Origin of the sequence: Bacillus sp. GbtcB10 (genome assembly GCF_019091365.1) — a bacterium.
GTDB classification, from domain to species: domain Bacteria; phylum Bacillota; class Bacilli; order Bacillales; family Bacillaceae; genus Bacillus; species Bacillus altitudinis.
Window position 1 is genome coordinate 92,592 of sequence record NZ_JAGXJP010000001.1, and the last position, 20,420, is coordinate 113,011.

The window sequence follows — 20,420 nt, forward strand, 5'->3', positions numbered from 1 at the left end:
GATAAAACCAAAAAAAGAAGACACCATAAGAGGTGCCTTCTATGATCCAGATATGAAATTAAGCTTTTGTTCCGCCAAGGTTTTGCTGAGCGTAAGATACAAGACGTTTCGTGATTTCTCCACCAACTGAACCGTTAGCACGAGCTGTTGTTTCTGCTCCAAGGTTTACACCAAACTCAGAAGCGATTTCGTATTTCATTTGATCGATTGCTTGCGCTGCTCCAGGAACTAGTAATTGATTTGAACTATTAGAATTTGCCATGATGTGAATCTCCTTTTTATATATGATTTTTTTGGTTGGGTTTGCTGGAATCGCACCAGCGAAATGACCAAGTCATTTGCCACTTGGCGAAACCCAATGCGGTAACTGCTTTGTACTAAATATTATGGTTCGCAACGAAAAAAACATACGGAAAAAGAACATGGTAAATGTTGTTTTCATATACAAAAAACCACCACCCAATGGTGATGGTTTGTGGAACGTCTTCTTATTCAGCTGAGCGAATGCGCAGCTCAGTCTCTGTATCAAAGAAGTGCGCTTTATTCATATCAATGGCAAGAGGGATCGTCTGACCTGCCTGAATATCTGTGCGAGAATCAACACGTGCAATAAACGTTTGACCAGCGAGAGAAGAATAAAGCATCGTTTCGGCTCCCATTAATTCAGCCACTTCTACGTTTGCTTCAATTTTTGTTCCTTCAGAAGCCTCTATAAACACAGGCTCATCATGGAAATCTTCTGGTCTGATGCCTAGAATCACATCTTTTCCGATATAGCCCTGACTGCGTAATACTTTCATTTTTCCTTCTGGTACACGAATGTGCGTATTCCCAATGGCAATGGCTCCGTCAGACAGTTTTCCTGTAAAAAAGTTCATCGCTGGAGAGCCAATAAATCCTCCTACAAAGACATTCTCTGGGTTTTCATACACATCCTTTGGTGCGCCAACCTGCTGAATAAAGCCATCTTTCATGACAACAAGCCGAGTAGCCATTGTCATAGCTTCTGTTTGATCGTGTGTGACATAGATGAATGTCGTCTGTAGCCGCTGATGAAGTTTAGAAATTTCGGCACGCATCTGAACTCGAAGTTTAGCATCTAAATTAGAGAGAGGTTCATCCAAAAGAAAGACTTTTGCATCTCGCACAATGGCCCTTCCAAGTGCAACACGCTGTCTTTGACCTCCAGACAATGCCTTAGGTTTTCGATCTAAGTATTGTTCAAGCCCTAATATTTTTGCAGCGTTTCGTACCCGCTCATCAATTTCTGCTTTAGGAAATTTTCGAAGCTTTAATCCAAAAGCCATATTATCGTACACATTCATATGAGGGTATAAGGCATAGTTTTGGAAAACCATCGCAATATCCCGATCTTTTGGTGCCACATCATTCATTCGCTTGCCGTCTAATAGAAAATCCCCTTGTGAAATTTCTTCAAGGCCTGCAATCATGCGGAGAGTTGTTGATTTTCCGCACCCAGATGGACCAACAAACACAATAAATTCTTTATCCTCAATATGTAGATTAAAGTTATCTACTGCTGTTACTTTGTTATCGTACACTTTATAAATTTGATTCAGCATCATTTCAGCCATAGGTGGTAGCCTCCCAGTCCTTTTTTGAAAGCGCTTTACTTATAAATGAAGTGTATAAAAAGGAAGGGTGTCTGTAAATGGACAACGTGCACAACATCTTATTTTCATTTTTAGGCAAGGTGCTCATGTTAGGATCATTTAAGAAAGATCGAGAAGATTCATCATGAAATAAGCAGCTGACGCTTCTTGAAAATGCCGTATATCTAGTCCTGTCCGTTCAATAAATTTATCAATCCGATACTGAAGGCTGTTTCGATGAACATATAACGCTTTTGCTGCCTGCGATGCATTTAAATTACACTGCATATAGGTCTTGAGAGTCCGGTAAACGTCCCGATCAAAGATTGTTTCTATAAAAGCATCTGAAATAGCGGCAGAAACCATGTCTGTATCATGGCGAATGAAAGCAGGTAGACATTGATAAAATGTTGCAACCCCTGACCTAAGTTTTCCTTGCTTCAGATGCCATAAAAAGAGCTGATGTTCATTTAATAATCTCATTTTTAAATTTCCATTCGGCAAATGCAGCTGTCCTTGCATGAAGACAACGTCTGTTAAAAAATCACTTGTGATGGCTTGAGACAAATCATGTAGCTGTTCAAGTTGACCATTTTCTGATGTAGCGTTTGTTTGAATGAGCATAGCTGTTTCAGTGCCTGTCCATATGAAATGAATATGTTCGAGGCTGCTGTTCACAGCCTCTTTTATTTGCTGCCTTTGTTCTGCTTGGTGATCCATTTTAAAAAAATGAACACGGACGGAGTGATCGATGGTGATTGATTTGTTTTCAAAGAGATAGCTGTACCATTTCTGTTCTTCTTCCGTTTCCTGCGTATGAGGTACATCAATTGGTGTGAGGAATGAATTGAGAAGAAGCGTTTCCCTTTCTGTTAGCTCCGTTTTGTTTACTCCGAATATTTCGCCTTCGTCTGTTTGATACCAGAGAGTTTGTTTATCATTTGTTGGTGAACTGATGATATGGTGTCCGTAAACAAGTTTTAGCTTTTCTAACATGGCGAGGCTCCTTAAACAGTTTAATCATACACATGGAATAGCATTAATTCGTGGATTTCTTCTTTTAAGGTTGGTTCAACTTCATGAGGCGGAAGCTGAGAGCCCCATTCAATATCACCCGTTTTGTGATAAATGCCTTCATAGTGTGAACCATTATGAAAAAAGGATATTTTCCAACCAGGTAATTGCGCTTTTTTAAAGAGAGGTTTCCATTGAAAATGAGAAATCATATCATCATTGCCTCCTTGCTTTTATTGATGAAACAATAAATACACACGACAATACGGAAACAACCTTGAACTTGGTTTTATTGTATCTCATCTGATGAAAAGAGCATAGGGAAAGCACAGATTTCAGAGACATGAAAAGAAATCATCAGTAGGCGTTTGCATGGTCTATAGGAGTAAGAGCCATTTGTGTTAGGTAAGATGCGTATTCAACGATTCTTTTCCCAATCAGCCATTCTGAGTTTTTCAATGGTGTATGTAGAAAAATCTCGCGGCCTGGACGAGAATTGGCTTCAAACATCCAGATAGCACCTAAGTGATCAATACCTAAGTCAAAACCAATTTCGCCAATCAGACCGGGCATTTTTTCATCTATCACACGACTAAGTGCGAGGGCAGTATCAGAGAGCTCTTGCAAAACCTTCAAACGTTTCTCTGCATCAGGAAAGATATCATACAGTGTTTTTACTGAACCACCATGCAGTTGATGGGTTGTGACAGTGTGATCTCCTGAAACTTTTCCAGCAGCGGCTGTAACAGTCCAATGACCATACTTATTTTTATTCGTATGAATTCTAAAATCCAGTGGTTGATTGTCTATTTGAAGAAGCTCAATGCCTTGTTGTGCAATCAAGTCGTGAATTGCACAATCTTCCCGCAGTTTTTTCACGAAATGATCTACGGAATGATATGAAGTGCATTTCCCTTTATTTGAGCAGACAGTGATCCCGTTTTCCGTCTTCTTTAACTGATAAATACCGTCTCCGTGACTGCCGTTTGTTGGTTTTAAATAAATGACATGATGCAGATGAAGGAGTGTTTCTATTGTATTTAAAGCATCAACAGGATCTAATCGTATGGAATGTGGTAAGAAAGAGCTTGTTTTTTCATCTGTTAATAGCTGTTCATGAATGTCCCATTTATTAAAAAAATAAGGGTTGAACCAAGGGATATCGTAGTCTTGAGTGAGTTTTCGTTTTGTTTCTTGAATGAATGCCGACTGAGCAGCCTTTCTATTAGGCAGCCGGTCATAAACAACGGATGGGAGGGGCATCTGCTTTTTTACCCAGCGCTCCTCTTGGTAAAGCAAACCGTCTACTATTCCTTTATCCCAATCGATCGAATGAGTACCAAAAAGATATGCAAAACCAGCATGCTGCCTGCAAGATTGCAGCAGTTTTATAAAATAGGAAGATCTTGCGCCTAAAGGTGCTGTATTTTGTTCGAATCCTGCAGTGAAAATGCCGATGAGAGGTCCTATATAGAGTGTATGTTGAACTAATATGACATCAGCTTTCGTTTTGTATGGAATGAGTAAAGTGCGATAAAGGTCTTCTGATAATAAAATCCTTTGTGATTGATGATGATAGGAAATGGTGAAATCATCTACTAAACAAGAACCTAAAGCAATAGATAAAATTGCCTCCTGCTCTTTAAACTGAGCAGGGAGATGTACTGTTTTTTCACTTGCTGAATGAGGAGCGATGATGTAGCGTTTTCTCTTCATAAGGAACCTCCTTTTCTTCAGCCATCATCGATTTGGCATGTTCAAGTATGGTCTGAATCAATTGATTCTCCCTCTCAGGGTAAGCTTTTAAAAAAGAGGATCGTCCTGGCTTTGATCTTACATTTGAGATGAAAAGTCTGCCTTCATTTGTATGAAGCAAGTCTATAGCGAATTCAATACACGGTGAGAAAGTTTTGTCTATAAACGCTGGAAGAGATGACTGAATGGAGGCAATATCATCTAACAACAGCTCCTTGATGTGTGGCTTTAATGAGTTTAAATAGTGATCAAAGGCTACCACATGAATGGAATTTTGTGTATTGCTTAAAAGGCTGTTTTCTACTGATGGTTTTGTATGAATCCCCATGCTATTCCATTGATTTTGTGAATTTTTTATAAGAAAAATCCTAATTTCATTGAATATAACGTCTTTTTGATCATTCGTGTTAAAAAATTGAAGGAAAGATCGGCCGATATACTTTTTGCACCAACGCTCAACCTCTTCTGAATGTGAAAAGGTGATGATTTGCTTAGCGTTTAGCTGCACAGTAATGAGTGATTTGTCTCTTAAAGAAATGAAGCAAGAGGGTGCTGCGTGCTGTTGAGAAAGCGGCTGTATTTTACAATATCCGCCCTTTCTGACCAAGTTGAGAAGGTCTGAAGGCTCTGTCAATAGAGAGCAGACTGGTAAGTATGGTTGTAAAGAAGGCAGGAGACGGAGCTGCTCGAATAGCCGCATTTTATTTGAAATTCCAGTATTCAAAAAAACGGTTTTTGGATACTTTTTTAACCAATTCATGATAGGTTTTGCTTTTTTAGATTGTGCGTCATGCTGATAAAGACAACGATCATAAATCAAGTCAGGAATCTGAAATTCTGACGCTTCAAATCCTTTGCCAGTCTTAAATTTTTGACCGTGAATGATATTTGAAGCAGGCTTTAAATCTAGAGGTGAAAAACGAACAACTTCTAAATCAAAAGAAGAGGCTGCTTTGGCAAGCTGAAGTGTGAATGCCTCTTCATGCTTCGGAGAAAGAGTGACAATGCCGAGCGTTGACGTCATGAAACAACACCTACTTTTCAAATTCTTTTTTTAACATCTGAAAAACACTTTTTGTTGATTTTACATAAACTTGGCGTTCCTATATCATTACGACAGATCGTTGTCTCATATGTCACATTGAATGCTTCATTTGCTTGGGCTCTTGACAACAACTATAATACGTATAGATAAAAACAATAAACTTCAGGTGTTGTTTGAAAGGTAGATGACGACTTTGGATATATTCACAACGTTTATCTTTATGATTGTGATAGGTGCAGTTATAGGGGCAGCAACAAACCATCTCGCAATTAAAATGCTCTTTCGTCCGTATAAGCCATATTATTTATTTGGGAAGCAGCTCCCATTTACACCAGGTCTTATTCCTAAAAGGAGAGATGAAGTAGCCAAGCAGGTTGGCGTCATGGTGATGGAGCATTTACTAACGCCAGAGGGTATTCAAAAACGATTTGAATCATCGGAGGCAAGGCAAGAGATATTGCAGACAGTGCACCGATATATTGATAAAGGTGCTGATATGGAAATGACGGTTTTCTCCATGTTAGAAAGATACGGTTTTTCACAGGCTGACGTTAAAGCTGACGCATGGCTTCATCAGTGGACTGATCATAAGCTCCACTCACTGCTTGAAAAGTATGATCAGCAAACGTTGTCTGAGCTGCTGCCACAGGATGTAGAAAATAAGCTTGCATCCAAAATTCCAGATGCCGCAGATTATATTTTAAAGAGAGGCATTCATTACTTTGAAAGTGATGAGGGAAAAGCAAGACTCGGTCATATGATAGATGATTTCTTAAAAGAACGAGGAATGCTTGGCAGTATGGTCCAAATGTTTTTAGGGAATTCAAGCTTAATTGATCGCGTACATCCTGAAATGATGAAGTTCTTAAAGAATGCAGAGACAAAAAGGTTTTTATCAGATTTACTTGTTCAAGAATGGGACAAGGTAAAGCAATTTTCTTTACATGAGCTTGATAAAAAATGGAATGTGAAAGAGCTTCTATTTAGTGTGAAAAAGCAATTGCTTTCACATTTTTCTACAAAGGTTCTGTTAGATAGACCAGTAGGAGTTTACATCAGTGCAGTAGCGGATGATCTTAAGACCAAGTTTGCTCCATCTCTCATTGATAAAGGGATTGAAGCCGCATCTAATGCGCTTGAGGGACTGCTCGCAAAGCTCCAATTTGAAGAAATTATTCGTGAACAAATTGAACTTTTCCCGCTTGAAAAAATGGAAGAGCTTGTGATCAGCATATCTAATAAGGAGCTGAAGATGATCACATTTTTAGGCGGTCTTTTAGGTGGATTGATCGGTGCTGTCCAAGCGATTTTTGTCACCTTATTCTAAGGCAAGATCGAGAAATTTCGATGAATTTATTGTATATATGTGAAACGAAAGCCATAGTTTGTTATAGTGGAGTGGTGTCCGCCGATCCATATCGGTGATAACGGATAGAAAGGAGACATAACATGTCTGTAAATCTTTATGATGTTGCATATGACCTTGAAAAAGCACTGCGTCATAGCGAAGAATATTCAGCGTTAAGAAATCTTTATGATGAGGTAAACGGGGATGAATCCTCTAAAAGAATGTTTGAGAACTTCCGTGACATTCAAGTAAACCTTCAACAAAAACAAATGACTGGTCAAGAGATTACACAAGAAGAAGTAGAGCAAGCGCAAAAAACGGTTGCACTTGTGCAGCAGCACGATAAAATCTCTCAGTTGATGGAAGCAGAACAACGCGTAAGTGTTCTCATCGGTGAATTAAATAAAATTATCATGAAGCCTCTTGAAGAGCTTTATGGAAATACAGAAGAAAATTAATTGAAAGGGCGATCATATTCGCCCTTTTTTTCATTCATATCGCCGCTTGTATATCTTTAAAAAAAGGGTTGTCGAAGCTCGTAAATTCTGCGATAATACTTATTGAAAGTGCTTTCAAAAAGCGCTATCGTGATGAATTGGGTGCGTTCCACTTTGGATTTACGACGATGAGTCAAATGAGAGAGAAGCGCTTCTGGGAGAAAAGCAAAGCATAAGGGGATATGATATAAGCAATGCTTTGGTGTGTGAAAGATGAGGGGATCATGGGGAGCTTCATCACGCCATTGTTACGCATCCAAACCATACATAAAAAAAAGCCTAGGGGTAGGCTTTTTTTATTTGCGATTGAGGCATAAAACAAGGGCTGCTTCAACTGCATGTTCTAAAGCGCTAAGCTAGGGCATATCCTCATCGTAAGTACAGTCATCAAGAAGGGGGATGCCTCAGTGTCAAAAAAGCTACTTGCACTCAATATAGATGGAACGTTACTTCGTTCCAATGGGAAAATCCATTCCGCTACAAAAGAAGCTGTGGAATATGTTAAGAAAAAAGGGGTTTACGTGACGATTGTCACCAACCGTCATTTTCGATCTGCACAAAAAATTGCCAAGGCGTTGAAAATACCGACTTCAACTCTTGTGACGCATAGTGGTGCATTTATCGCTGATAAGCTTGATGAGCCGCTCCATGTGAAGAAATTAACGGAAGAGAAAACATTTAATCTTGTGCAGATCCTTGAAAGCTTTGATTGTAATGTTCGCTTGTTACATGAAAAATTCTCAATCGGCAATCGGAAAAAAACACAGTCTCAATTGATGGGAAAAACGTTGATTCATCCGTCTGATCCCATTTTCTATCCCGTTCAATTTGTTGAATCATTAAGTGATATGCTCATGGATGAACCGGTTAGCACACCTGTCATTGAAGTGTATTCGACGGCAGCACTTCAGCCTGAAATCCACACAACCATTCAACAAGCATTCCCATCTGTTGATCTGATTAAGATCAGTGATGAGAAAATGAACATTGTATGCAAAGGGGTATCGAAAGAGGCAGGACTTTCTCTTTTAACCTCAGCATTAGGTTTTACATTAGAAGATACGGTCGTGATCGGTCACGGGACAGACGACATCCCGATGCTTGAGTTAGCTGGCTTAGGCGTTGCGATGGGGAATGCACCTCATTCGGTCAAACGTAAAGCCGATTGGGTGACACGTTCTCATGATGAACAGGGTGTTGCTTATATGATCAAAGAATACTTTAGAATGCAGCAAAGGGAAGGTTTTTTACATCAATTTGATATTAAACGATAATATAATGAAGGCCCTGTCTATTAAGAAATGGCAGGGCCTTCGTCTGTTCTCTTCATTGCTTTTCCTAGATGAATTTTGTAAAATGAAACAAGTTTGAAGATAAAGGTGATACGATGCGAATTTTAGTTAAAGGGCTGTCTGATGAACGATTTCATCGACCGCTTGTCAATATAGCCAATTTATTCGAGGAAGATAGTGAAGTGCTGTTTGATTCAGGTGAAGCAAACGCTGGCCTGGTCATGGTGTTTGATTGGAAAGAAACTGGCGGTATGGTGGAGGCTTCTGGCCATATTGCTGGATCAGATATGACGAGTCGTTTTACAAGAGAGATGCCAGAGGGCTTGAACGATAAAGAGCGCTGGAAGCAAATCAAAAACACTGTGCTGTCTGTTTATTTACATCTGCTTCAGGAATATACAGGAATGACGCAAAAATGGGGGATTCTTACGGGGATACGCCCTACGAAATTACTTCATAAGATGCTAAGAGAAGGCATGACAAAGGAAGAAGCACATGCTGCGTTAAAGCGCGATTACTTGATTCATGATGAAAAGATCCATTTGATGCAGGAGATTGTTGATCGTCAAATCAAAGCCATTCCAGATCTGTACGATCTACAGGAGGAAGTGAGTATTTATATCGGTATTCCTTTCTGTCCAACAAAATGTGCTTATTGCACGTTCCCTGCTTATGCCATTCAAGGACAAGCTGGAAGAGTGGGAACGTTTCTTTTTGGGCTGCATTATGAGATGCAAAAAATGGGCGAATGGTTAAAGGAACATGGGATTAAAGTGACGACTGTTTATTTTGGCGGAGGTACTCCAACGAGTATTACAGCAGAAGAAATGGATTTGCTGTATGAGGAGATGTATCGCTCTTTTCCAGATGTGAAACATATTCGGGAAGTCACTGTAGAAGCGGGACGACCTGATACGATTTCACCTGATAAGCTGGAAGTGCTCAACCGTTATCATATTGACCGGATTAGTATCAATCCGCAATCATATGAGAATGAAACATTGAAAGCGATTGGCCGGCACCATAGTGTGGAAGAAACGATTGAAAAGTATCATTTATCAAGGCAGTATGGCATGAATAATATTAACATGGACTTAATCATCGGGCTGCCAGGAGAAGGGCTAAAGGAATTCCAACATTCCTTGTACAAGACAGAAGAACTGAAGCCCGAATCTTTAACGGTGCATACACTTTCCTTTAAGAGAGCGTCTGAAATGACCCGCAATAAGGAAAAGTATCAAGTGGCAGACCGAGAAGAGATCACACGTATGATGGATGAAGCGGTTGCTTGGACAAAGGCACATGACTATCATCCGTACTATTTATACAGACAAAAAAACATTTTAGGGAATCTCGAAAATGTCGGGTATTCGTTAGATGGACAGGAAAGTTTGTATAATATTATCATCATGGAAGAGGTGCAGACGATCATTGGCATCGGATGCGGTGCTGCGAGTAAATTCATTGATCCGCGAACTGGAAAAATTACGCAATATGCCAATCCAAAAGATCCAAAGTCTTATAATGATCGTTATGAGCACTATACGGAAGAGAAGATTCAATTCCTTGAGTCATTATTTGTTTCTCACATGTAAACACTGCGGTGACGCAGTGTTTTTTTCATTTGTAAAAGGGTATATAGGGGGTAAAAAGATAAAGCAGGTGTACATATGATGGATGTGATCGGAATTGGGATTGGGCCAGCAAATTTAGGATTGGCCGCTTTATTAGAGGAGTATGAAGATGTGACATGCTGTTTTTTTGAACAGGAAACCGAATTTGCTTGGCATCCTGGTATGCTCATCAAAGGAACGGACTTACAAGTTTCCTTTCTAGCGGACCTTGTGACAATGGCTAATCCAAGGAGCAAGTATACATTTTTAAATTATTTACATGAATCAAACAGGCTTCACCGCTTTTATACATTTGAACAATTTGATATCCCCCGGAGAGAATTCAATGAGTATTTATCCTGGGTTGCAGGTGAATTAGATAGCTGTCAGTTCGGGATGAAGGTGGAAGAAGTGACCGACTGTGAAGACGGGTATCTTGTAAAAGTTCGGCGGTTGAAAGATGGGGCGCTTTCTGAATATCGTGCAAAGCATGTCGTCCTTGGTACTGGAAGCAAGCCGATGATTCCTGTCGATGTGCCAGAAGCTGCGTTGCCGCATGTGACCCATAGCAGCCGTTATATAGATCAACAAAAAGAACTTCATGAAGCTGAAAAGGTGGCGGTGATTGGTTCAGGTCAGAGTGCAGCTGAAATTTTCTTAGACCTGCTTCAGCATCAGAAGAAAGGACAGCAGCTTTCATGGTTTACACGTTCAAGTGAATTTAGAGAACTAGAGACAGCGGAGCTTGGTCAGGAGCTATTTACACCTAAGTATGTTGAATATTTTCATTCCCTTCCTTATGAAGAACGGATGAACACATTGCCTAGACTGGCAGGATTAAGGAATGGCATAGATGCATCGACGCTTTCTCGCATTTATCAGGAATTGTACCATCGATCCGTTTCAGGAGAAGAGCCATCTGTACTCATTCAGCCAATGATTGAGCTTGAAGCGATACATATGGAGGATGAGCAGCAGGTAGAGCTGCATTTGAAACAATGGCAGCTGAAGAAAGAAAAGAAAATCACAGTCGATCATGTTGTATTGGCTACAGGATATAAGCCTAATATTCCGGAATGGTTTAGCGCATATGAACCATTGATTGAATGGGAAAGCGATGAGCATTTTAAAGTGACAGACGACTTCAGGCTTGTGTTTAAAGACAAACGGTCTCATCATCTCTTTACATTCACGAACCTCGATCACTCTCATGGAACAGCGGCGACCAATTTAAAACTATCGATCTACCGCAATCAGAAAGTCATCCGAACCATTCGCGGGGATACGAAAGAACAAGTGAAGCAAGAAACAGCATTTCAGCAATTTGAATAGATATAAAAAAGGGCCCCTGCACAGGGCCCTTTTCAATTAAATGGTTGTTTCTCTTTTTACTTTTGGTTTTTCAGTTTTCCATTTGAAGATTTTGTTTAGGATTTGATAGATACGCTTTGATTCTTTCGTCACTAGCGGTCCTAAAATCGCAAGGATTAATACATATAATGCAGCAAATGGCTTCAATGTAGCGGCAAGCCCGCCTGCAATTCCAAGTTCGGCTACAATGATGGAAAACTCTCCTCTTGATACGATGGTTAATCCAATATTAGAAGAGGCTTTATGAGAGAAACCGGCTCTTCTTCCAGCAAACATCCCAGCGGTGAAGTTCCCGATCAAGGTGAGAATGACAGCACCGATCGCAAGCCAGAAGGCATCTCCTAATGTAAATGGATCAATACTTAGTCCAAAGCTGAAGAAGAACATGGCGCCAAAGAAATCTCTAAAAGGAACAACGAGATGTTCAATGCGGTCTGAGTGCTCTGTTTCTGAAAACACAAGACCGAGTAAGAGAGCGCCAATGGCCTCTGCGACATGAATCGTCTCTGAAAAACCAGCCACGAAGAACAAAGCGGCAAAAATGACAATGATAAATACTTCATTTGAACGGATATCGAATAGTTTGTTTAATAGTTTTGGCAGCTTACGTGCGATGATAAAGAAAATCATCATGTAACCAAAAGCGATTAAAATAGATAATAAGGCACCGCCAACGGACGTGGCATCTCCAAGGACAAGACCGGATACAACAGATAAATAGACGGCGAGAAAAATATCCTCAAACATAATAATCCCAAGAATTAACTCTGTTTCAGGGTTCGCTGTCCGTTTTAAATCGACAAGGACTTTGGCGACAATGGCGCTGGATGAAATGGTGATAACGCCTGCCATAATGAGAACTTCAAGGAATCCAAAGCCTGTGATAAACCCATAAAGCAATCCTAAGCTAAAGTTGATCAAAATATAAATAGATCCGCCGACTGCAATGGATTTACCCGATTTTATGAGTTTGCCGACAGAGAACTCAAGCCCAAGGTAGAATAGAAGGAACAGGACACCCATTCTACCAAAAAATGAAATAATCTCGGTGCTCTCGATAAACTTCAAATCAATGATCCCGATGGTTGGTGCATGCGGACCAACAATCATCCCGAGGACAATGAGAAAAGGAATGATAGAAAATTTAATTTTATTGGCGATTAAGCTGGCAATGGCGATGAGAATAAGCGCCGTTCCAACTTCAAAGACTAAATGATCCATTCATCACTCTCCCCCTCTAGAAAGAAAATCACGTATCAATCGCTTCAAGTGTTTTCTTTCGCCTGAAATGACCATCGTATCATTTGCTTGAATAATCGAATCGGCACCGGGGTTGAGTAATTTTTCATTTGTATGTTTAATGATCGCAATGACGGTAACTTCATAATTTTGTCTCACATCTAAATCGCCGAGTGTATGTCCAACCGCTTTTGCGTCTTTTTCTACCTTAAACCATTCAATGATCAAATCATTGAACGCCATTTCAATCGTTTCAAGTGCTTGCGGCTTATACACCATACCGCCAATAATGGCAGCAATTTGCCGGGCTTCAGCATCATCGAGAGAAATGGTGGACAGTACTTCATCTGGATCTTCATCGTCGAAACGATAAATCTCCCGTCTGCCATCATCATGAATCACAATCGTCATCTTTTCTCTATTTCTCGTTTCAATTTCAAATTTCTTTCCAATCCCAGGAAGATCATTTTCTTTAATGTTCATTTTATCCCTCCGAATATGATAGGTTTTGTTTTTCATATAGTGAGTACGGATGAAATAAAATGAATCAGTCGAGGTAATTTGATTGGTACATAATGGGGATTGCACACTTCATTTCTAAAAAACATAAATCAATAGATAACGCAGTGGCTGGTGCAAGCTTTACAAGAAAAGCTTTTGAAGCGCCTATTGATAACCTCTGTTTTAACAGAAGAGATGCGGCATGTTTTTTTGAGAATGGAGGTGTCTTCACAGCGTTGATTTCTTCATCATAAATCGATGGAGAAATCAGGCCTGGTGTGCTCGCTTCTGCTTGTGAAGCAAAAACGACATTTGAAAAGGGAGAAAACATGACGATGCAGCTAATCAATATACATATGGAACTTCTTATCAATCATCCTCCCCCTTTCAAATGATGTTTTATTTCTTATTTTACTATATAAAAATATATTTCTCGTTTCAACAATTATGCTTATTTTAGTATCAGTTGATCTTGAAATTTTTTATGTAGAGGAAAAGGAATTACTTGATGGAAATTGAAGTAAGTCATGAGCTTGAAAAGAAAGAGGGGGAATGGATGATGACATATATCAATTGTCAGGTAGACGGGGATATTTTTGAAATCGCTTTCAATAGACCTGAAGCGTATAATTCGTTTCATTTTGACATGTTTGCTGAATTGAAGGAAGCGTGTGATACAGCGAGTGAGAGCAGTGCGAAAATTGTTGTTCTTAAGGGGATGGGCAAAGGGTTTTCAGCAGGCGGAGATATTGGCATGATGCTAAAGCAAGATCGTGAAGAAGATTTTCATCGCGTGATGGATTTGATCGAGGGAATTACACTTTCTTTAGCCAGTATGAAAAAAGTGACGATTGCACTTGTCCACGGGGCAGCGGCTGGTCTTGCTTTTAGCTTTGCCCTTAGCTGTGACTATTTGTTTATGCATCAAGATGCTAAGCTTGCCATGAACTTTAATGGAATCGGGTTAATCCCAGATGGCGGAGGGCATTTTTTCCTCACCAAAAGAGTTAGTGAGCAAACCGCTAAACAATTGATTTGGAGCGGGCAAAAGCTGCCGGCTGAAGAAGCGCTCAAGCTTCGCCTTGCAGACGGCGTGTTTCAAGATGAGGTGGATACTTATCAGAAAGCGTGCGTCAAGCCATTTTTAAATATGCCGCTTCAAGCCTTTGTTGAAACAAAGATGATTTATTTTCAGCAGTCAGAATCACAGTTGTTAGCCGTTCTTCAAAAAGAGCGTGCTGCACAAGCTAGACTGAGACAAAGCCGTGATCATCAGGAGGGTGTTCAAGCGTTTTTGGAAAAAAGACGTCCTGTGTTTCATTAAATAGAAGAATGAATGGCCGGCGGATGCCGGCTTTTTTAACGTTCAAATAAAAGAAGTTTACCTGCATCATTTACGAGCCGGTGAGAATGCTTTGTGTATTGTTGTTCGATTAAACGATGACGTCCTAATTCTTTTGCTTTTTCATCACTATCTGTGGTGATTTTTTCGTTTAATAAGGTTTCACCTGACGAATCAAATACAGTCAAATAGTAGGTTTTCTCCATCTCTGATCTTCCCTTCCTTCTTGTTTTTTAATGAATTATACAAGGAGGAAGTTAAAACCTCTTTTTTCACCCCTAAAAATGTGTTTTTTTAGAATGAGAGCGATAGAACGTGCATTCGTAAAAACGGCGTGATAAAATATGGACAACTACAGTAACGTACAAGGAGATAGACGTTTGACGAAGCTCACTTTTATTCATGCCGCAGATCTTCATTTAGATAGTCCGTTTGCGGGAATGTCCAATATACCGAACCGAATTTTTAAGAGGTTGAAAGAAAGTACATTTCAAAGTGCCAAGAACATGTTTGAACTTGCAATTGATCGAGAAGTAGACTTTATGCTGCTGAGCGGAGATCTATTTGACGAATCGAATCGCAGCCTAAAAGCACAGCTTTTTTTAAGAAATCAGTTTCTACAGCTACAATCACACGGGATTGAAGTGTTTATTATTTATGGTAATCATGATCATTTAGGTGGTGAATGGACACCAATTGAGTGGCCAGAGAATGTTCACGTTTTTTTGAGCAGTACGCCAAGTGAGCAAGCCTTTTATAGAGAAGGTCAGCTTGTGGCAAGTATTTACGGGTTCAGCTACAAAGATCGAGCTGTCCATGAAAATATGACACCTTATTATGAAAAAACAACAGATGCCCCTTATCATATTGCAATGCTTCACGGCACATTAGCAGGTCAAGAAGGGCATGATGCGTATGCACCATTTCAGCTTCAGCAGCTTCTAGCGCGGGATTTTGATTATTGGGCGCTTGGACATATTCATAAGCGGGCTCTTCTGCATGAAGACCCAATGGTGATCTATCCTGGAAACGTGCAAGGAAGACATATAAAAGAAACAGGAGAGAAAGGCTGTTATGTCGTTTACCTATCTGAAGATGCTCAAAGAGCGGAGTTTATGGGCTGTTCAGATGTCATCTTTGAGACATTGACAATAGATATCACACATACCGCTCATATGACCGATCTTGTGATACTTGTGGACAAAAAGATGAGTGGACTGAAAGAGAGAGGTGTTCCTCATTTTGTGAAAATCGAACTAACTGGCGATGCTCCTGCTTATATGGAGCTCACGCAGCTTGAAGTGCTTGAGGAGCTGATGGCTGTTCTTCATGAACAGGAGGAAGATGAAGACTTGTTCGTTTGGGTGATGTCGATTGACTGCCGGACACATGAAGATGCCGTCTATCCAGAAGATTCTTTTTTGACAGAACTAACAGCAGAAATTGCCGAGTTTGATGCGTATGATGAGCTGCTTTCACCGATCAAGCGTCATCCAACCTATAGAAAGGCAGGAAGAGCTTTTACAAAAGAGGACGAGATCGATATTAAAGAAGAGGCACAAAGGCTGCTGGCAGAACAGCTGAAGCATTTATGAGAAAAGGAGAGGCATGATGAAAATACGTTCACTCCATATTGCGAATTTCGGGAAATTTTCCAATCAAACCTTCCACTTTTCTGATGACGGTTTTCAGTTGGTTTATGGCCTGAATGAATCGGGGAAAACGACATTGAAGGCGTTTATTGAATCGATGTTATTTGGTTTTTCCAAAAGCCATATGTATAAGCCAAAGCATGGCTCATTTTATGGCGGGTCTCTTACATGTTTAGATGATGAATTAGGTGTGATTCATATTGAAAGAACATCTGATCATGGCGGCCAAGCTCAGGTGTTGCTGCCAAATGGTGAAGTGAAAGATGAAGCGTTTCTACATGCGATGTTAAAGGGAACAGATCGCAGATTATACCAATCGATCTATTCTTTTGACGTGTTTGGTCTGCAAAATGTACAAGCATTAAATCAAGATCAAATAGGGGAATTTCTACTCTTTTCAAGTTTGTTTGGCTCAGATGCGGCATCCAAAATGGACAGCAGGCTGCTAAAACAGCAAGAGCAGCTTTTTAAACCGAATGGACGTAAGCCTGAATTAAATCAGCAGCTTGATCATGTAAAAGAGCTGTCAGGTAAGTTGAAACAGGCCAAATTGGTAGAAAGTCGTTATACCGAAAAGAAAAAAGAACAAGCTGAATTAACCGAGAAGGTAGAAATGCTTCAGCATGAAATGAGACAGACTGAAGAAGAGATTCAGCTTTTGACTGAACATATTCGACTTTATCCTATGATAGAAAACAAGATAGAGTTAAAAAAAGATTTGGCTAGTTATCCAGAACGAGTCAAACGGTTTAGACCGGAAACCGCGCATGAACTTGATAAATTAGAATCACACCTTCACCCAAAAAAGGCACAAGTGACGGCACTGAAACAAAAATTAGATCATTTGCAAACGTCGCTCACGCAAGTTCAGCCACTCTATGACAAGGATACGGTATTGGAGATGAAGCGAGTCATAGCTGAATCATCTGATGCTGAACTTGTGAAGAAACGCTTAGCAGAAGGGAAAACAGAGCAGAATTCTTTGAAACAAAAAATAGAAGAAGCATCAGCGAAGCTGAAGTGGCATCGTCCAATCAAGCTTGACCAGCTGGATGATTCACTTGACTTTGAGTGGGAATTAAAAGAGGCTGTGAGCCAATACGTTCGTTTAATGGATAGGAAAACGCAGCTCGATGACCGGTTTGATCATGCAAGACATGAGCTGGAAGAAGCGGAAACCGCTCTAAAAGGATTAAAGGAGCAGCCCGTTAAACAGCAAGATGCAGAAGATGTCAGGGGCACAAGGGCTACAGTGAAACAGAATCATTCCAGAGTGTGGTTATTCCCGCTGATGTTCGTGCTATGTGCTGTCATTCTCACGGTCTTATTCGTTTTAGCAGAGAGCTGGGTGACGTTACTGTTTGCAGGATTTTCCGTTTTTGTCTTGATCGCTATTTATCCAGTGCTTAAACAGACTCAGATGAAGGAAGCAAACGACAGTAACGCCTATCATTCCTTTCACGTTCAAACAGCTTCAGCTGAAACGCTAGTGAAGCAAAAGGAGCTTTTATACGAAAGAATGATACAGCAATATGAAGACTGGGAGCGGGAACTGGAACCTGTACAGCAACAAGTAGAAGATATGAGAAGGCAGCTAGGTTTGTCCTCAGAGCTCTCATTCCTTGTGGAAGCTTTCCATATCTTGAAACAATTAAAAGCGAATACAGTGGCATATGAGGCGCTTAACAAGGAAATAGAGATGCTCACACAGCAACAATCGACCTACGAGCAAAGAGTTTCAGCGCTCATGAGTCTCCTTCAAAGAAAAGAAGGGACCATTCAAGAGAATATCTCAGCCTTTCAAGAGATATTGAAAGATGAGGAAAAAAGAGAAAAAGAACGTCAGACATTGCACGTATCCATTCAACATGTAGAGCAGCAGCTGACAACATTAGAAGGAGAAGTTCAATATTATAAAAAACAAACGGACGAGCTTTTTCAAAAAGTAGAAGCAGCGTCAAAAGAAGATTATCATGTCCTGTCTCATCTATCCAAAGAATACCGGGAGCGACTGTACAATTTGCAGCAGCTGAACCAAGAGCTGCACAGAAGCGGTTATGTAGATGAGGAAGAGGTCATTGTCCGTAAAGGTTTGCGCACCCTTGAGGAGCAGTGTGCACAAGCAAAAAGACGTCTGAATGACATGCAAGAGAATGTGACGAATATGAAAAAGCGCTTGGCAGAATTAGCAGTAGAAATACGCCAAATAGAAGCATCAGGTACGGTGTCTGATTTGACTCATCAGCTTGCTGTAGAGCAGGAGCATGCAAAGCACCTAGCGAAAAAATGGGCGGCTATTCAGCTCGTTCGTTCCGTCATTCGAGAGAAACTCAATGAGCATAAAGAAACGAGGCTACCAGCACTCCTCCAAACAGCTTCCCGATTTATTCAGCCGTTAACGAATGATCGATATGAAGTGATTTTATTTTCTGCCGAAGATGACCGGCTGATTGTGAAACGGAGGGATGGACGCCTATTCCGCCCGGAGGAGCTTTCACAAGCAACATGTGAGCAGATTTATCTCTCGATTCGTTTTGCACTTGCTTTGTCCCACCAGCAAGATTGTCAGCTCCCATTTATGATGGATGACAGTTTCGTTCACTTTGATCATGTCCGTCTAGAAAGGGTACTGGAGCTGATGAATGAACTCACTCGTTTTGAAACACAGCTGTTTTATTTCACTTGTCATCATTATATGAAACAAGCAGCGGAAAACGGGCAGATTACGAGTTTAGCAGTGGAATGATTGACAAATTATGACTTATGTTATACTTATATGAGCAGAAACATGGAAGGAGCATTTATTGAATGGCTAAAGGGATCATGACCTATGACGTCGGCGAACAAGTTGACCTGCATTTATTAATTAAATCATCTACTAAAGGGATTGCGAGTAATGGCAAACCATTTTTAACGTTAATTCTTCAAGATCAAAGTGGAGATATAGAGGCGAAGCTATGGGATGCAAAGCAGAATGATGAACTCACATATGCCGCACAAACCATTGTGAAGGTAGTAGGTGATATTCATCATTATCGCGGAAGGAATCAGCTGAAGCTTAGGAATATACGTCCTGTTGCTGAAAACGAGCAAATCCGCATTGATGATTTTCTAGAAACAGCTCCTATTCCAAAGCACGATATGATGGATACCATCATGCAATATATTTTTGATATGAAAAACCCTAATATTCAGCGTGTCACAAGACATTTGCTGAAGAAATATGGACAGGAATTCGCTGATTACCCAGCAGCTACGAAAAACCATCACGAGTTTGTTTCGGGTCTTGCCTATCACGTGGTATCGATGCTTCATTTAGCGAAATCCATTGTTGATCTATACCCATCACTTGATCGAGATCTTTTATATTCAGGGATCATTCTACATGATTTAGGGAAAGTCAAAGAGCTTTCGGGTCCTGTCTCCACCACATATACAGTAGAAGGGAACTTAATTGGCCACATTTCTATTATGGTGACAGAAATTGCGAAAGCCGCAGAGGAGCTTGGCATTGATTCTGAGGAAATTCTGATTCTGCAGCATTTAGTGCTGAGTCATCATGGAAAAGGGGAGTGGGGCAGTCCTAAACCACCAATGGTGAAGGAAGCCGAAATTCTCCACTATATAGATAATTTAGATGCAAAAATGAACATGATGGATCGTGCGCTTGAGCATGTGAAGCCAGGAGAATATACAGAGCGTATTTTTGCACTAGAGAATCGTTCGTTTTATAAACCAACCTTTCACAATGAATCATCATGATAAAACGCCCGTTTGATGCGGGCGTTTTTTTTCATAACTTGTCTTCTTTTCGCATAAGCATGTAACACAAAGGAAGAGAGATTAGTCCTGAAAAAGGAGGGGAAGACAATGTTATTTTTTCCATGGTGGGTATATGCATGTATCATTGGCATTATTTTTTGTGCCTATAAATTAATGACGACAGCCAAAGAGGAGCAAGAGATTGATCAATCCTTTATTGAAAAAGAGGGAGAAATCTTTATCGAACGAATGGAGCAGGAGAGAGAGCGTAGACGTCAAGGACAGCAAATGAAACGATCACAGGAAACGGCGAAGCATGAGGACCATTCGATTGCATAATCAATAAGAATAAAAAAACCCCTCTACAAGTTCATGT

20 protein-coding genes are annotated in these 20,420 nt (G+C 40.3%); 10 read left to right on the forward strand and 10 right to left on the reverse strand.

What is annotated here, in order from left to right; translation table 11 throughout:
* Positions 1 to 58: 58 nt before the first annotated feature.
* The 6 genes from KVT11_RS00540 to KVT11_RS00565 form a co-directional block, all read right to left on the reverse strand.
* Entirely contained in the window at positions 59 to 262 is a 204-nt protein-coding gene (locus tag KVT11_RS00540) for an alpha/beta-type small acid-soluble spore protein (RefSeq protein ID WP_008348940.1), read from the reverse strand.
* 226 nt (positions 263 to 488) lie between these two features.
* Positions 489 to 1,595, reverse strand: coding sequence for an ABC transporter ATP-binding protein (locus KVT11_RS00545; RefSeq protein ID WP_024719977.1), 1,107 nt, complete (start codon positions 1,593 to 1,595; stop codon positions 489 to 491).
* A gap of 138 nt (positions 1,596 to 1,733) precedes the next feature.
* Positions 1,734 to 2,609 (reverse strand): helix-turn-helix domain-containing protein, encoded by an 876-nt coding sequence (locus tag KVT11_RS00550; protein ID WP_116306660.1) that lies wholly within the window; start codon positions 2,607 to 2,609, stop codon positions 1,734 to 1,736.
* Between the two features lie 20 nt (positions 2,610 to 2,629).
* A complete protein-coding gene (locus tag KVT11_RS00555) occupies positions 2,630 to 2,839 on the reverse strand; it encodes a YheE family protein (protein WP_008348933.1) in 210 nt (69 codons plus the stop codon).
* Positions 2,840 to 2,984: 145 nt separating this feature from the next.
* A complete protein-coding gene (locus KVT11_RS00560) occupies positions 2,985 to 4,343 on the reverse strand; it encodes a YheC/YheD family endospore coat-associated protein (protein ID WP_050827101.1) in 1,359 nt (452 codons plus the stop codon).
* Positions 4,300 to 5,406, reverse strand: coding sequence for a YheC/YheD family protein (locus KVT11_RS00565; protein WP_035392532.1), 1,107 nt, complete (start codon positions 5,404 to 5,406; stop codon positions 4,300 to 4,302). The genes KVT11_RS00560 and KVT11_RS00565 overlap by 44 nt, the downstream gene beginning before the upstream one ends.
* 214 nt (positions 5,407 to 5,620) lie before the next feature.
* Between KVT11_RS00565 and KVT11_RS00570 the strand changes: the two genes are divergently transcribed.
* The 5 genes from KVT11_RS00570 to KVT11_RS00590 all read left to right on the forward strand — a co-directional run bounded on the left by KVT11_RS00570 (position 5,621) and on the right by KVT11_RS00590 (position 11,509).
* The gene (locus KVT11_RS00570) at positions 5,621 to 6,754 is read left to right on the forward strand and encodes a DUF445 domain-containing protein (protein WP_017360325.1); all 1,134 of its coding nucleotides are present in this window, start codon (positions 5,621 to 5,623) and stop codon (positions 6,752 to 6,754) included.
* Between the two features lie 122 nt (positions 6,755 to 6,876).
* A complete protein-coding gene (locus KVT11_RS00575; RefSeq protein ID WP_008348927.1) occupies positions 6,877 to 7,233 on the forward strand; it encodes a YlbF/YmcA family competence regulator in 357 nt (118 codons plus the stop codon).
* 446 nt (positions 7,234 to 7,679) lie between these two features.
* Complete coding sequence (locus tag KVT11_RS00580) at positions 7,680 to 8,546, forward strand: Cof-type HAD-IIB family hydrolase (RefSeq protein WP_008348923.1); 867 nt, start codon at positions 7,680 to 7,682, stop codon at positions 8,544 to 8,546.
* Positions 8,547 to 8,659: 113 nt separating this feature from the next.
* Positions 8,660 to 10,159, forward strand: coding sequence for a coproporphyrinogen III oxidase (locus KVT11_RS00585; RefSeq protein WP_210552345.1), 1,500 nt, complete (start codon positions 8,660 to 8,662; stop codon positions 10,157 to 10,159).
* A gap of 75 nt (positions 10,160 to 10,234) precedes the next feature.
* Positions 10,235 to 11,509, forward strand: a complete 1,275-nt coding sequence (locus KVT11_RS00590) for a lysine N(6)-hydroxylase/L-ornithine N(5)-oxygenase family protein (RefSeq protein ID WP_210552346.1) — start codon at positions 10,235 to 10,237, stop codon at positions 11,507 to 11,509.
* Positions 11,510 to 11,545: 36 nt separating this feature from the next.
* On the opposite strand, the gene KVT11_RS00595 is transcribed toward KVT11_RS00590, so the two are convergent.
* The 3 genes from KVT11_RS00595 to KVT11_RS00605 all read right to left on the reverse strand — a co-directional run bounded on the left by KVT11_RS00595 (position 11,546) and on the right by KVT11_RS00605 (position 13,661).
* On the reverse strand, positions 11,546 to 12,769 hold the full coding sequence (locus tag KVT11_RS00595) for a cation:proton antiporter (RefSeq protein WP_007497140.1): 1,224 nt from the start codon (positions 12,767 to 12,769) through the stop codon (positions 11,546 to 11,548).
* A gap of 3 nt (positions 12,770 to 12,772) precedes the next feature.
* Positions 12,773 to 13,270, reverse strand: coding sequence for a cation:proton antiporter regulatory subunit (locus KVT11_RS00600; RefSeq protein WP_017366937.1), 498 nt, complete (start codon positions 13,268 to 13,270; stop codon positions 12,773 to 12,775).
* A gap of 64 nt (positions 13,271 to 13,334) precedes the next feature.
* Positions 13,335 to 13,661, reverse strand: coding sequence for a potassium:proton antiporter (locus KVT11_RS00605; protein WP_223255612.1), 327 nt, complete (start codon positions 13,659 to 13,661; stop codon positions 13,335 to 13,337).
* 135 nt (positions 13,662 to 13,796) lie between these two features.
* Here KVT11_RS00605 and KVT11_RS00610 point away from each other — a divergent pair, with 135 nt between their 5' ends.
* Positions 13,797 to 14,612 carry an enoyl-CoA hydratase gene (locus tag KVT11_RS00610; protein ID WP_210552347.1) on the forward strand — a complete coding sequence of 272 codons (816 nt, stop codon included), beginning with the start codon at positions 13,797 to 13,799 and terminating at the stop codon, positions 14,610 to 14,612.
* A gap of 35 nt (positions 14,613 to 14,647) precedes the next feature.
* Here KVT11_RS00610 and KVT11_RS00615 read toward each other — a convergent pair whose 3' ends face one another.
* Positions 14,648 to 14,836 carry a YhzD family protein gene (locus tag KVT11_RS00615; RefSeq protein WP_024719988.1) on the reverse strand — a complete coding sequence of 63 codons (189 nt, stop codon included), beginning with the start codon at positions 14,834 to 14,836 and terminating at the stop codon, positions 14,648 to 14,650.
* 174 nt (positions 14,837 to 15,010) lie between these two features.
* On the opposite strand from KVT11_RS00615, the gene KVT11_RS00620 reads away from it, so the two are divergent.
* From KVT11_RS00620 to KVT11_RS00635, 4 genes are all read left to right on the forward strand, one after another.
* Complete coding sequence (locus KVT11_RS00620; RefSeq protein ID WP_210552348.1) at positions 15,011 to 16,225, forward strand: metallophosphoesterase family protein; 1,215 nt, start codon at positions 15,011 to 15,013, stop codon at positions 16,223 to 16,225.
* 16 nt (positions 16,226 to 16,241) lie between these two features.
* Positions 16,242 to 19,028, forward strand: a complete 2,787-nt coding sequence (locus tag KVT11_RS00625; RefSeq protein WP_210552349.1) for an ATP-binding protein — start codon at positions 16,242 to 16,244, stop codon at positions 19,026 to 19,028.
* A 62-nt stretch (positions 19,029 to 19,090) separates the two neighbouring features.
* The gene (yhaM, locus tag KVT11_RS00630; RefSeq protein WP_007497151.1) at positions 19,091 to 20,044 is read left to right on the forward strand and encodes a 3'-5' exoribonuclease YhaM; all 954 of its coding nucleotides are present in this window, start codon (positions 19,091 to 19,093) and stop codon (positions 20,042 to 20,044) included.
* A gap of 108 nt (positions 20,045 to 20,152) precedes the next feature.
* Positions 20,153 to 20,383, forward strand: a complete 231-nt coding sequence (locus KVT11_RS00635) for a sporulation YhaL family protein (RefSeq protein ID WP_017360318.1) — start codon at positions 20,153 to 20,155, stop codon at positions 20,381 to 20,383.
* Positions 20,384 to 20,420 lie beyond the last annotated feature (37 nt).

What these genes read in the sequence shown, in the direction of transcription:
- KVT11_RS00540 (WP_008348940.1), bottom strand. Translation starts at nt 262, where the DNA reads ATGGCAAATTCTAATAGTTCAAATCAATTACTAGTTCCTGGAGCAGCG.
- KVT11_RS00545 (WP_024719977.1), bottom strand. Translation starts at nt 1,595, where the DNA reads ATGGCTGAAATGATGCTGAATCAAATTTATAAAGTGTACGATAACAAA.
- KVT11_RS00550 (WP_116306660.1), bottom strand. Translation starts at nt 2,609, where the DNA reads ATGTTAGAAAAGCTAAAACTTGTTTACGGACACCATATCATCAGTTCA.
- KVT11_RS00555 (WP_008348933.1), bottom strand. Translation starts at nt 2,839, where the DNA reads ATGATTTCTCATTTTCAATGGAAACCTCTCTTTAAAAAAGCGCAATTA.
- KVT11_RS00560 (WP_050827101.1), bottom strand. Translation starts at nt 4,343, where the DNA reads ATGAAGAGAAAACGCTACATCATCGCTCCTCATTCAGCAAGTGAAAAA.
- KVT11_RS00565 (WP_035392532.1), bottom strand. Translation starts at nt 5,406, where the DNA reads ATGACGTCAACGCTCGGCATTGTCACTCTTTCTCCGAAGCATGAAGAG.
- KVT11_RS00575 (WP_008348927.1), top strand. Translation starts at nt 6,877, where the DNA reads ATGTCTGTAAATCTTTATGATGTTGCATATGACCTTGAAAAAGCACTG.
- KVT11_RS00585 (WP_210552345.1), top strand. Translation starts at nt 8,660, where the DNA reads ATGCGAATTTTAGTTAAAGGGCTGTCTGATGAACGATTTCATCGACCG.
- KVT11_RS00590 (WP_210552346.1), top strand. Translation starts at nt 10,235, where the DNA reads ATGATGGATGTGATCGGAATTGGGATTGGGCCAGCAAATTTAGGATTG.
- KVT11_RS00595 (WP_007497140.1), bottom strand. Translation starts at nt 12,769, where the DNA reads ATGGATCATTTAGTCTTTGAAGTTGGAACGGCGCTTATTCTCATCGCC.
- KVT11_RS00600 (WP_017366937.1), bottom strand. Translation starts at nt 13,270, where the DNA reads ATGAACATTAAAGAAAATGATCTTCCTGGGATTGGAAAGAAATTTGAA.
- KVT11_RS00610 (WP_210552347.1), top strand. Translation starts at nt 13,797, where the DNA reads ATGGAAATTGAAGTAAGTCATGAGCTTGAAAAGAAAGAGGGGGAATGG.
- KVT11_RS00615 (WP_024719988.1), bottom strand. Translation starts at nt 14,836, where the DNA reads ATGGAGAAAACCTACTATTTGACTGTATTTGATTCGTCAGGTGAAACC.
- KVT11_RS00625 (WP_210552349.1), top strand. Translation starts at nt 16,242, where the DNA reads ATGAAAATACGTTCACTCCATATTGCGAATTTCGGGAAATTTTCCAAT.
- yhaM (WP_007497151.1), top strand. Translation starts at nt 19,091, where the DNA reads ATGGCTAAAGGGATCATGACCTATGACGTCGGCGAACAAGTTGACCTG.
- KVT11_RS00635 (WP_017360318.1), top strand. Translation starts at nt 20,153, where the DNA reads ATGTTATTTTTTCCATGGTGGGTATATGCATGTATCATTGGCATTATT.